Annotated in this window: 12 protein-coding genes; all 12 read right to left on the bottom strand. The window is 46.0% G+C overall.

The features are described from left to right. Window positions 1-2: 2 nt before the first annotated feature. The 12 genes from AC07KQ_RS01810 to AC07KQ_RS01755 all read right to left on the bottom strand — a co-directional run bounded on the left by AC07KQ_RS01810 (window position 3) and on the right by AC07KQ_RS01755 (window position 12,308). Window positions 3-863 carry a class II fructose-bisphosphate aldolase gene (locus tag AC07KQ_RS01810; protein ID WP_003563251.1) on the bottom strand — a complete coding sequence of 287 codons (861 nt, stop codon included), beginning with the start codon at window positions 861-863 and terminating at the stop codon, window positions 3-5. Between the two features lie 21 nt (window positions 864-884). Continuing rightward, a complete protein-coding gene (locus AC07KQ_RS01805; protein ID WP_013245398.1) occupies window positions 885-1,307 on the bottom strand; it encodes a hypothetical protein in 423 nt (140 codons plus the stop codon). A gap of 16 nt (window positions 1,308-1,323) precedes the next feature. Further along, complete coding sequence (locus AC07KQ_RS01800; protein ID WP_003563247.1) at window positions 1,324-2,610, bottom strand: PTS sugar transporter subunit IIC; 1,287 nt, start codon at window positions 2,608-2,610, stop codon at window positions 1,324-1,326. A 141-nt stretch (window positions 2,611-2,751) separates the two neighbouring features. After that, window positions 2,752-3,063 (bottom strand): PTS sugar transporter subunit IIB, encoded by a 312-nt coding sequence (locus AC07KQ_RS01795; RefSeq protein WP_013245397.1) that lies wholly within the window; start codon window positions 3,061-3,063, stop codon window positions 2,752-2,754. Then, entirely contained in the window at window positions 3,064-5,160 is a 2,097-nt protein-coding gene (locus tag AC07KQ_RS01790; protein WP_274990996.1) for a BglG family transcription antiterminator, read from the bottom strand. It abuts the gene before it with no gap. A 270-nt stretch (window positions 5,161-5,430) separates the two neighbouring features. After that, a complete protein-coding gene (locus AC07KQ_RS01785) occupies window positions 5,431-6,957 on the bottom strand; it encodes a flavocytochrome c (RefSeq protein ID WP_003597330.1) in 1,527 nt (508 codons plus the stop codon). A gap of 512 nt (window positions 6,958-7,469) precedes the next feature. After that, a complete protein-coding gene (locus AC07KQ_RS01780) occupies window positions 7,470-8,156 on the bottom strand; it encodes a rhomboid family intramembrane serine protease (protein WP_059219855.1) in 687 nt (228 codons plus the stop codon). Window positions 8,157-8,219: 63 nt separating this feature from the next. After that, the gene (locus tag AC07KQ_RS01775; protein ID WP_003661518.1) at window positions 8,220-8,909 is read right to left on the bottom strand and encodes a rhomboid family intramembrane serine protease; all 690 of its coding nucleotides are present in this window, start codon (window positions 8,907-8,909) and stop codon (window positions 8,220-8,222) included. Between the two features lie 813 nt (window positions 8,910-9,722). Further along, window positions 9,723-9,938, bottom strand: a complete 216-nt coding sequence (locus AC07KQ_RS01770) for a hypothetical protein (protein WP_003563232.1) — start codon at window positions 9,936-9,938, stop codon at window positions 9,723-9,725. Window positions 9,939-9,950: 12 nt separating this feature from the next. Then, complete coding sequence (locus AC07KQ_RS01765; protein WP_003563229.1) at window positions 9,951-10,514, bottom strand: hypothetical protein; 564 nt, start codon at window positions 10,512-10,514, stop codon at window positions 9,951-9,953. After that, complete coding sequence (locus tag AC07KQ_RS01760) at window positions 10,511-10,945, bottom strand: MarR family winged helix-turn-helix transcriptional regulator (protein ID WP_003563228.1); 435 nt, start codon at window positions 10,943-10,945, stop codon at window positions 10,511-10,513. Before AC07KQ_RS01760 ends, AC07KQ_RS01765 begins: the two co-directional genes overlap by 4 nt. Next, window positions 10,926-12,308 (bottom strand): MFS transporter, encoded by a 1,383-nt coding sequence (locus tag AC07KQ_RS01755; RefSeq protein WP_003659730.1) that lies wholly within the window; start codon window positions 12,306-12,308, stop codon window positions 10,926-10,928. Before AC07KQ_RS01755 ends, AC07KQ_RS01760 begins: the two co-directional genes overlap by 20 nt. Window positions 12,309-12,364 lie beyond the last annotated feature (56 nt).

Genomic DNA, 12,364 nt, shown 5'->3' with positions numbered 1-12,364 from the left:
ACTTACGCGTTAATTGGCACTTCGGCATCTTTATTTAAGAACAAACCACTCTTGTGCTTGACGATATCGTAGACAACTTGGTTACATGGTTCGATGTTGTTCCGCAGCGAGTTGTTGACCTCGGTCTGACCGAACATTTCTTTGGCTTTCCGGGTCCAACCAACTAATAATTCGGTCCCAACATTGAACTTGCGGAAGCCGTTTTCGGTTAAACGATGATAATCAGCTTCGTTCACGCCGGTACCGCCGTGAATGACCATTGGTTTGCTGATTTCTTTGTGCAATTCTTCAATCAAAGGCCAGTTCAATTCGGTCTTTGATTTGAATTGGCCGTGGTGAGTACCAACGCCGACAGCTAGTGCTTCGACATCTACGTTATTCAAGAAGGCAATGGCTTGTTGCGGGTCAGTATACCGGCCTTCCTTGACGGTCACACCTTCTTCAGTCCCACCGATTGTGCCGATTTCGCACTCGACTGAAACACCATGTTCATGTGCATAGTCGGCTACCCGGCGTGCCCGTTCCATGTTTTCCTTATTCGGCAGCGCTGAACCGTCAAACATCACAGAGGAATAGCCAGCATCAATGGCTTCTTTAATGGCATCAAATGACTTAGCGTGATCTAGATGCAGATCAACATCGACTAACAGATCTTGCGCCATGGATTTGCAAACCGCAACAAAGTTCTTCATGCCAACGTATTCAGCCGTCGCAACACTTGTTTGAATGATAATTGGCGATCCTGCATCCTTTGCAGCCGTGATCATTGATGGCACCATTTCCAAGTTGTGCGCATTAAAGGCGCCAACTGTATAATCAAGTGCTTGCGCTTCATCCATCAATTGCTTTAAGTTCTTGTACATAGTAGATTGCCTCCCAGCAGATTAATAACCAAAACCTGACCGCATGACCCGTTTGGACATATCGAGCAATGCATCCGTTTTTGTGACCCATTTTTGAATGTCGTCATCATTTTTCGCTTTTGCCGCTTGTTTTCGCTGCGTCTCGTATAGGTTCAGCAAGGCATTGTATGCATCCCCAAACTCTTCTTTATCTTTGACACTCGCTTCATAAGCTGCGATTGCCTCTAAGTCGTTGCCTAATTTAACCTGAGTAGCGCCTAATTGGTTGTATAGCAGGTGGCGTTTGTCTTTATCATCGGTTATCTGTTCAATTTGAGTCGTCAATGCCGCCACTTTTTCGGTTAGAGCAGCAGCTTCGGTTGTCGAAAGTGATTGATTGACTTCTTTTGGCACCGCGGATGGTTGTTTCTGCGTGTCTTTCTTTTTAAATAAACTGCCAAACATAGTCGTGCCCCTTTCTTTAAACTGCTTTAAGAATCGGCGTTAGGATCCAGGCATACATCAGCATGGCCACGATCGTATCGGAGTCAGTTGCCGAAGCATTCACGAAGCCAAACGAGGTCAAAGCCGTTACTAGCAGCGCTGGCAACAAGGTGATGAACAGGCCGTGGATAATGCCGCCAATGATGGCCCCGCGGCGGCCGCCGACAACGTTTCCGAAGATCCCTGCAGTCCCGCCAGCGAAGAAGTTAGTTAACATCCCCGGCAGAATGACCGCGAGTCCGAAAACAGGCATCAAGAACATGCCAATGACGGTCCCAATGGTTGTCGTAATGAAGCCTAAGATGACCGCGTTTGGTGAGAATGGGAACAAGACTGGACAGTCAAGTGCTGGTTTCGCATTTGGTACCAGTTTCATCGCAATACCACGGAAAGCCGGAACGATTTCACCAAGTAAGAGCCGAACACCTGCAAGTAGGACATAGACCCCGACAACAAACTGAATGCCCATCATGAAAGCATTCATGATATAGTTCAGACTCGTGCCGTTACCGGCGTACTTAGGACCTGCAAAAGCCGCGGTGATCATAAACAATGGCACCATCACAACAGCAACAGAGAGATACGTGTCTTGCAAGAATTCCATGTACTTTGGTAACTTGATGTCTTCAATCGAGTGTTTCTTTTCGCCACGTTCACCGAAGATCCAAGCGGCGCCTGCTTCTACCATGTAGCCGATCGTACAAAAGTGTCCTAAAGCAATGGCATCGCCCTTGGTAATCTTACGAACAAAAGGCTGCGCAATGGCTGGCATGGCCACCGCGAAAATTCCCCCGATAACACTACCAACAAGAATGGTCACGACTGAATTGAAGCCAGCTATCTTGCCGCCGACAACCGTCATGGTCGACATCCACAACAGCGCCTGTCCGGTTAGGAAAATATATTTCCATGGCGAGAACCGCGCAATGATAATGTTGACAATGAAAATGCCCAAAAAGGTTAAGGCAATTTCATTTCCCAACCCCAGCGTATTCATGGCTTGACCATTGATCGCCTCAATGCTGGGTACAACCCCTTTTAGGTGAAAACCATGTTGAAAAATCTTTCCGAAATACGTCAGTGCTGTGACAATAATGGCGGACCCTGCTGATAATACTTGAAATCCCAGCAGTGTCTTGAAGGTTCCAGTTAGGACCGCGCCAAAGGACTTGCGTTGTAGAAGCAAGCCCAGCATCGCGATTAACGCAATGGTGATGGCTGCCTGAGTCAGAATATTTTGAATAATAAAGTTAACCACAACCATGATTGATTCCCCCTTTTAAACGCGATCACTGGCGCGGAAACCGCCACATAGGGACCTTGGGTGCAATGGCCAAAGCCCGACCATCACATTCAAGGCCGCTTATACTCCGGTCTCTAACCACGCCAGCTCACGCTCTGTTGTTCAGGCTGATTTTTCCGACAATTCTTTAATAACTGGCACGAGCTTGGCTTCGATTTCAGCTGGATCCACAATGTTGTGCAGAAAGACAAACTTGATGGCTGGATCGAGATCATATTGATTGAACTGCGAAGCAAAATTTTCTGCCGAGACAATGATGTCCGTCCGTAAACCTGGTGTTGACGAAATTGCCTCATGTTCGAGGTTTTCGTCTAACCCCAAACGGTTCAAAACATCTTCTGCAGTCATTTGGCAAGCTAAGGAAGACCCTAGTCCGGCACCACAGATGAAGTAAATCGTTAATTTCCTGGTCATTTAAATCGTCTCCTTTGACGTCTTTTCGTTGAATAAAATGTTTTTAAAGGTTTGAATATCTGTTTGTTGCGCCAGCTGATCAACTTTTTGCTGATCATTGATGAGTTGGACAATGGCTTTCATGACATTGAGATGCGAATAATTATCGATCGCGGCCAGACAGAAGATGATCTTCACGGGATCATTGTCTGGATTGCCAAAGTTGATTGGTTTCGCCAACGTTGTGATCGTCACGCCAAGCTTCTTTGTCCCATCCTCTGGCCGTGCATGGGCTAGCGCGATGGCAGGTCCAATGACAATATACGGACCGAATTTCTTAACTGAATCAATCATCGCTTGGATATAATTTTTGGTAATGTAATCCTCGTCAAGCAATGGTTTTGCTGAAATACGGATCGCATCTTCCCAATCATCAGCTTTCTGTTGAAGCTGGATCTGGTGATCGTTGATTAAATCTTTCAACATAGGCTGAACCTCCCTTTCATTAATTTCGACATGGTTCTCCTTGAATGCTGCTTGCAGATCAGCTAATAGTCGTTTATCAACTGTTACCTGATGGGTTTTCAGCACATCCAGAACTGTGCGAAATAGTCTTGTTGGATCTAACGTACGGCCTTCGTACTTAGTTAACGTTGTGTGTTTCTTCAAAAACGCGGCAACTCGGGTCAAATCAACTTCTGAAGGAATGGGATTAACCTTCAAACTCGGGATTTTATCGATTGGCATGTCGACTGTTTTGAAAACTAAGCTGACCGGTAATTTGCGGAGAATGCCAACTTCAGACGTGCTCAAAACGGCAAGAACATCAATGTTAAACCGTTCCTCCAGTTTGGCTGCCAACACTCTGCCCGTCGCCGTGCCGAAGTTGCAGACAACTGCGGCTTGATACTGATAGTCTTGGCGCTGGCGATCCTCAGCTTGTGTCGCTGAGAAATACATCGCCAGAAATGCCTTCTCATCATCAGACATGGTCAGCTGATAGCGTCCCGTCTTGAAGAAACGATCAATCGCGTCATAGATCGGCCCATAGCCTTGCTGGATCGTCTTTCTCAACGGATTAACCACTTTGACGTGCTGTGACAAGCGCTTGAACAAAGCGGTCATATGGTTATATAGCTCTTCGAAAAGCTTTTCGTTTTTAGAAAATGGAAAGCCAATTTCAGTTTCCATATGATCAATGAGCGCAACGCTGAAAATCTGGGCCTTGACCCAGTCGTCAAGATCAATCGCACCGCGACGATTAAAACTGTTGATCAGAAAACCGACATAACCTAACTCGCTGGCGACATCAATTTGTAAGGCATAATGCTGAATGAGTTCATTGAGAAACTTGGCATTTTCCTTATTGAGATCAACGGCAGTTTCATCATCTTTGACATAGTACCCGCTGCGAACACGGTGTAACCAGATAATGAGTAACACGGTCACTTGCTGGCTGTACATGTCGTTGGCGGCCAAGGCCCCTTTTGGAAAACAACGGCGTAGTAAGTCCCGGATATAGGTCACATCTTGTTTGGTAAAGACTTCCTTCATCTTGTCGACATACATCCCGCTGGCGATTAATTGCTGGGCAATCAAGGTGACCAAAGCATGTTGCCGTGTTAGGATATCCCCAAACATCGTTCGAATTGATCGCTCGTTGCCTTCAATCTGTGCGCCTAACTTTGGGCTGGTCGTGAGTGTTAGATTGTATTTTGCTAGATCAGCCCGCAAGTTGCGGAGATCAGAATCCATTGAGCTTTTACTAATCTGCATCTTTTCTTGTTCATCGACGAGATAAACCGGTTGGGTGGCTTGAAGCAAATCCAATAAGAGATACACAGCACGTTGCTCAGGGGTTAAAGCGCCTTGACTGATGCTGTCAAAATCAAGGACGTCAGACAGCGAATGCCGCTGTTGCGTTGAGATATGATTGTAGGCGACACCTCTTTTGATATCGAATAAGGGTAAGTTTTTCTCCGCCAAAACTTCATTTAAAACCTGAATCTCATTTCGAATCGTCTTTGTCGTGACGTTGAATTGCTTGCCTAAATCAGATAAAGAACTTGCCGAACTGTCCAACAATGTTCGCAGAAGATTCGTCAATCTTTCTCGCATTGCTTTGCCTCCTTACAGCTTCTATACTAAGCAAGCGCTTACATACCGAAAAGTAGAACCTTTTTCCTTAACTTGGGAAACGAAGTACACCTTGCTCATCATTCTTCAAGTTTCGGCCTCGGTAAGTGACAAAAAGCCCCATAACGGCTAGGCTTGCCTGCCTAACAATTATGGAGCATATGAATTTTGGGGGTTGAGCGGACACCGCCATTTTCAGCGCATCAAAAAAGCGATTCTCATCTGACGAGAACCGCCTTTAAGTCATTCAGGTTACTGTTGTGCTTTCACGTAAGCCGCCGCCTGCGTTCCTGCTTGGCGACCAAAGATCACAATGTCGGCGACGGAATTGCCACCGATTCGGTTGTCGCCGTGTAGGCCGCCGGTGACTTCACCGGCTGCGTATAGTGCTGGGATTGGTTGTTGCTTCTTTGTCAGCACCTCAGTCTTGGTGTTGATCTTCACGCCGCCCATGGTGTAATGGATGCCTGGGGCGATTTTGAAAGCATAGTAAGGACCGGTGGTGAGGCCATGGTCCATCCCAGTTGTCCGACCAAACTCGGCATCCTTTTTGTTGGTGACCGCTTCGTTCCAAGTTGAAACCGTCTTGGATAACGTGGCCGCTGGCACCTTCATTTTCTTGGCGAGTTCATCAAGGGTTTTGCCTTCGACACCGAGCTTATCCTTGATATAAAAGTCAATGGCACTCGACCGTTGGCGGACGCCTGTATCAATCACGACCCAAGCATCCTTACCTTTTTGCTTGTTAATGGCAGCGGAAACCTTGTCACGGGTATTCATTTCGTTATAGAACCGCTTCCCGCTTTGGTTAACTAAAATGCCGCCTTCACCGCGAGTCGCTTCCCCAATGAGAATATGCTTGCTTTGGTTAACGGTTGGGTGAATTTGGATCTTATTCATGTCGATCGCATAGCCGCCGACTTTCTCGATCATCTTGATGCCATCACCGGTTGCGCCAGCTTGGTTAGTGGTGACGTAATGAGCCAGATCAGGGCGATATTTCTTGATCATTTGCTTACTTGCCCCGAAACCGCCAGTGGTCACAATCACGGCCTTGGCTGCGATTTTTTTCGTCTTGTCTTGATTGATCTTGACGGTGACCCCGCTGATTTTACCATCTGTTTCATTCAACTTGGTAACATCCGAGTTCACAAACAGCGGAATCTTTTCTTTTTTGACTTCTTTCACGAGCCCATCAACGAGATAACCGCCAACCGCTGAACCATCGTGTGGCCGATGCGTGCGCTTGACCGACATCCCACCGGAAATCGTCAGTTTGTCCAGCTTAATCCCAATCGAGTCGAGCCAATCAATGGCGCTGGCTGAGTTGTCGACAAAATAGCGCAGCAGCGCTTTATCATTCGTTCCGCCGCCACCTTTTAGCGTTTCTTCATAGAACTGATCATTGCTGTCCTTAACCCCTTGGGCAGCTTCAACTTTCGTCTGACTGGCATTCATACCGCTAGAGGCTTTCAGCGTATTCCCGCCAGCAACGGGCATTTTTTCAAGAATGACGGGATTCATCCCTTGCTGCTTCGCCTCGATGGCAGCTGTCATCCCGGCACCACCAGCACCGACAATCACGATGTCATACTTGCCCTTCATCGTTTTCGGATCTGTGTAGGCCTGCTGTGAAGCCCCGCTAGTGACCTTGCTGCTAGCTGCTTTGTTTGCTTTTGAACTTGACGAACTCGACTTTGAACTCGCCCCGCTACTGCAACCAACCAGCACGACACTCATCAGCGCCAACAGCCCTGCGATTTTAACCCACTTTTTCAAAACATAGTCCCTCCCTTATGTTGTTGTCTACGTGAATAGATTAACAAAGTAGCGAAACCATCTCAACTTTACCTTGAGTTTGATGATATAAACGTTAATCGTTTTGCAAGAAAGCGAGCTTAGAAGCAGGAACGAAGGAAGACGACCGCTACAAACATGATTGCTGCTAGGACAGATAGACCAAGGCCTAACCACGTCCAGCCGCGATGTTTTTGCTGTAAGCCTACCAGGAACACCGAGATACCAACTAGGAAAAACAACAGCATCAATAGCGAAAAGCTCATTTTGATCACCCGTTCACCTAACTTGATTGCTATGACTGTATCAGAGTTTTCTTATTGGCTGAGGGCGGTTTGACAACTTTGCCTTAATCTTAACTTATAAGACGAATTGTCAACTCAAAGAGGGACATATTCGTCTTCATCATCAATTCAAAATTTAACATTTCCACAACTCAAACAATTTACAAGGCGTTCGTGCCCTCCTGATTTCAAACACATCAGCGTGATCAATCATTTTGATCGACTTGAAAAAGAGAACATCTTCTCCCGATGCTTTATTATCAAGATGACCAATACACAGAAAAGGCCTACAAGAAGGCCGCATGAATGCGCCACCTGAACATTTTTTTCAATATCTGACATGGCTAGATTCGGCCAATATCCCACTGTGACGTAATAAAGAGTCGATGTAAACGCAACAATCTTCGTCATAAAGGAAAATGTGGGTTTTTCGATTAAAAATGCCAATATAGCTAGTGGAAATAAGGCATATCCAGACAATGACACACCGTAAAACGATTCAATATAGGTGCCTATTCCAAACGCTGATTGAATGAACCCGCCGAATCCGAAGCAAAACAGCAAGACACCAAGCCAACTAGAAACAAAAAAACTAATGACGAATGGTGTACTGCCAATTTTCCACTCGATAAATGGCCCAAGCACAATCACTGCAAGCATATTCTTCATTAAGTGCGGCCATTCATAGTGGTAAACTGTGCTCGTTACAATTCGCCAAAGTTCCCCTCTTAAAATTGAAGGGATGCTCCCGACAAAGTTGGCTGATGGTATTAAAAGAACATTCGTTAAAAACGAAAACAAAAGATAACAAACTATCAATATGCAGCAGATAAGGAATGTTCCTCTAGCATTCAAAAATACGGATAAAAGATTGGGTCTTCTCAACTTTAACAACATAAAATTCACCCGTTTTCTTTTCATTAGCATCATTAGCACCAAATTTTCTTAAGTCTTATAAGATCAGTTGCTCGGTTTGGCAGAAAAGAAGGGAACTTTCTTCCAATTTCTTAGCGCCACGACTATAAGGGCACAGAAAAGGCCGGAAAGAACACCGCATAATTGACTAATCTGTACAATGACTGCAGGCTCTGGTGTATCTGAATTCGGCCAAAACCCCACTGTAAAGTACAACAGAAGACCGCCAACTAAAACGCACTTTGCCAACAAAGAAAAGGCAGGTTTCTTTATCAAGAACGCTAATACTGCCAGTGGAAATAACGCATAGACTGACAGTGTGCCGCCATAAAAAGCATAAACGTAGGTGTTTATGCCAACTGTTGACCGAATGATACCGCCAAATCCAAAGCAAAATAACAAAATGCCGATCCAACTAGAAGCAAAAAAGCTCATAACAAGCACAGGACTGCCAATTTTCCATTCTATAAAGGGGCAAAGGACCAAAACTATAAGAACCGTCTTAATTAAGGGCGTCCATTCAGAAAAGTACACAGTACTCGTTATAACGCGCCAGAGTTCTCCTTTTAAAATTGAAGCCACATCCCCTAAAAGGTCGTTCGTGGGAATTAAAAACGTATTTGTCAAAGTTGAAAATAGTAAATAGCAGAAGAGCAATAGACAGCATATCAGAAGCGTTCCTCTGGCAGCCAAAACTATCGCGACAAAAGTCGAGTTTCTCAGCTTTTGCAACATAAAAGTCACCCATTTTCTCTTTCAAGTCAAACCTACGAAGTTGCAAACATATTGGCTCATTGATAAGTATTCAAAAAGGCGGATTTGCTCAGATCCGCCTTTTCTTCAACTCATAGACCTAGGTTTCATTCGATTGTTGCTTTAACTGTCCAATCCAAAAACTAGTTTGTGCCCAATGCGGACCGGCGAACCGGTATTGATAAGCATCACCATCATACGGAGTTGTTTGTGGTCCCAGAAGATCACTTCATGTGAAGGAACCACCACCATCTTGGGGATATAAGAACCCGCCAGATGTGTTCTAAAATTCATTGCTTATGAGAATGGCGCTGTCTAGCAGGCTGTTCCTGCTAATCTTTTCAATAGTCCATCCTCCTCGTTTTTGTGAAAACGGTGGCAATCAGATAATATAGTCATGAGCTTAGCGCTAATGTACTTTATCTATGGAGGAAAGTCAAGAAAAAAGATATTATTTATTATAACGAACTGTAAAATTTAAAAAATGATATAGGAATATTGTTTAAAGAATGACATTCAATCAAATCCGATTTATTTTCTCGAAATATCTAATAAGACTAAACGGTTTGTGACACTAGCTCTCTTGCCTGAAGAGGTTGCTGCAAATCTTTAATCACCACACACATTCTAAGATCCGGAAACTGATTGACAAAAAGAGGTTCTCAAATTGATCTCCCAGATGCCAAAAAACGCACCAAGGTCTGGCTGCTATGCCAAACCTTGGTGCGCTGCATGTTTTCCTGCAAAACTGAATGTTCAAGTTACCTTTTCAAACCATCTTCTCATTTCAAAGCACTATGATTCATCGTCAAATCGTTCTAACTGACGCTCCAGTTTCTCAATTTCGCCTTCAGTTTCTTCCAGCGCCCCCATGACTTCTTCCAATGTCAAGCCCTCAGAACTATAGCCTTTGTACTTGGCACTAATATAATCTTCGTCTGCTAGGCGCCGTGCACGTTCACGCAAGTCGCCCAGTTGCGTCACAAGCGTATCGAAATCTGCTTTTGCCATTCGGTCACCTCTTTACGCTAAGGCATCAGGTGCTGCTAATTGTGGGATCTTGCCTTGTCGCGCCAAAACCCAATTGTCATAGTTCCACATTTCGGTTGCCCGTCGATTTCTGAAGTAATCCCAAAACGACTCGCGCTCAATTTCAATAATCTGGTTGTCGGGCCCGATGGTGACCCAGTTATAGGAACCGTTGCGATGGGCAAACTTGATCCAGTAAACTGGCGCGCTAACCTGCATCCCGTTATCTTCATAATGGCGTTCTTGCTGCTCGGTTCGCATGTAGCTTAAATCATCTGCATAATTTGGGTCTAACTGATTGAATAACGTGACTGCCTGCCGTAATGCTTTATCAGCTGACGGCAGTTTCCCGCCATTTTTGAAGGTGCTGGCATTAAAACTGATCAAGTTGCCGTTTCTATCAGTCACAAGTGTCAGATGCTTGTTGTTCGGCGTCACTTCATCAACGTTTTGATAGCGGTCCACCGTCACCTGCACTTTATTTCGCTTGCGGACGTCTGTTTGAACCACGTGATAATCTTCAGGAATTGGCAATAAAGCCAGCATATCGTTTTTCAAAATTCCGACCTCTTTTCAGTTTCGTTAAGCACATCCAGCATTCTGGCAAATTCAATTTTGTTAGCTTCAGACAGTTTTGCTGTCAAAGTGGCTTCATAATCGGCCACAATTTGCGTCACCATTGGGATCAGGCGCCGGCCTTTTGGCGTGAGGCTGATAATCCAAGCACGTTTGTCCTCGTCGGATCGGCGTTTTGCGACGAGTCCCAACGCAATCAGCTGGGCCAATCGTCGTGTGACGTTGCTGGGATTAAGGTGAATCGTTTTAAAAAGTGTTTCCTGCCGCATTTCATCGACTTTGCCAAGCTTCAAGATAAAGTAATAGTTACTCGCACTGAGCGTGGTTGGCGCTAACGCAACATCCAAGTCGTGTTGAATGTGGCGCGCTAGGATATTGACTCTTGAAAGCAATTCATCCGGTTCTTTTGGCATTTTCTACCTTCTTTCGTAACAACATGACGGCGATGAAAAACAGAGCAGCTGCGAGCATGAAGCTGACACCCTGCGCAACAAATAAAGCTTGCGGAGCGGCGTGGACGGCGGTGGTGTGCGGGCTGACGATCCCGAGGGTTTGATAGAACACTAAACCGGCAACCGCGCTACCGATACTCATCCCCAACTGTCTAGCAAGTGAAGTGGCCGCGCCAACCTGCCCCCGCATGGTCGCATCGACACTTTGCATCAACACGACACTATTAGGATTCGTGAACAGCGCTGTGCCAACCGCAAACGCGACTGACACGATAACAAATGGCCAAGTTGTCGTTTGATGAGGCAGCAAGGCAAAGGCCACATTCGTCAGAACCAGCATCAGCAAGCCGATTCGCATGAGTCGCTGGCGATCAAAGCGGTCACTAAGCACCCCAGCCACTGGATTGGCAGCCAACGAAACAAGTGGTGTCAGCATCAACAAATACCCAGACAAGGCCACTGGCAAGCGTAGCATCAACTGTAGATAAATCGGTGCGAGCAGCGTAAAAAAATAGGCCGCAACATAGTTCAAAAACGAAGCCGCTAAATTCCGTGAAAAGCGCTGGTTGCTGAACAACCGAGTATCAAGCATTGCTTGATCAGTCTGCCGCTCGTGACGCCAAAACCAATAGGCGCAGCTGCCAATCAAAATGACCAGAATTCCGGTGAACAACGGTTGCTTGTTGATCTGGATGAGCAACAACAACCCGCCAATCACAATCAATTGAAGGAAGCCGCGGCCATCGACGCCCCTTTTCCCAGAGGGTGCGTGTGTTCGCGGAAAAACCGCCCATTCGACTAGCAAACACACGATACCAATCGGCAAGTTCACCCAGAAAATGTAGCCCCACGGCAACTGACTCAGGATCAGGCCACCGATCCCAGGGCCGGCCAGTGCGCCGGCTGAAATGAAGATCGATTCAATGCCCAGCGCACGGCCCAAAATGGCGGGTGGGAAAACGTCCGCAACAATCGCATAACTCGTGGCCATGGTCATACTAGCACCCACTGCCTGCACTACTCGGGCGGCCAATATCAACTGAAAGTTAACGCCAAAACCAGCCAACCCAGAGCCAATCAGAAACAGATAGGTGCCCCAGATGAACAGCCGCGTTCGGCCATATTGATCAGCCAACTGACCAAAGAACAACAGGCAAACGCTGATCGTGGTGAGATAAACCGTCAGCAACAAGTTCACCTGACTCGGACTCACCGCCAAAGCCAAGGTGATGGTCGGTACCGCAACGACAACAATGGTGCCATCAATAATCACCATAAAGAAGAATAAACCAAGTGTGATGAGTATGAGCCAGCGTTTGAACAATCACTCACCTCCCTGTGAAGTATTATAGGCTGTTTTATTTGCTTGCGCAAGCAAAT

It is taken from the genome of Lacticaseibacillus sp. YLM2-1 (genome assembly GCF_056583465.1).
Note: the sequence above shows the minus strand (reverse complement) of the source record. Positions and strands in the feature narration are given on the sequence as shown.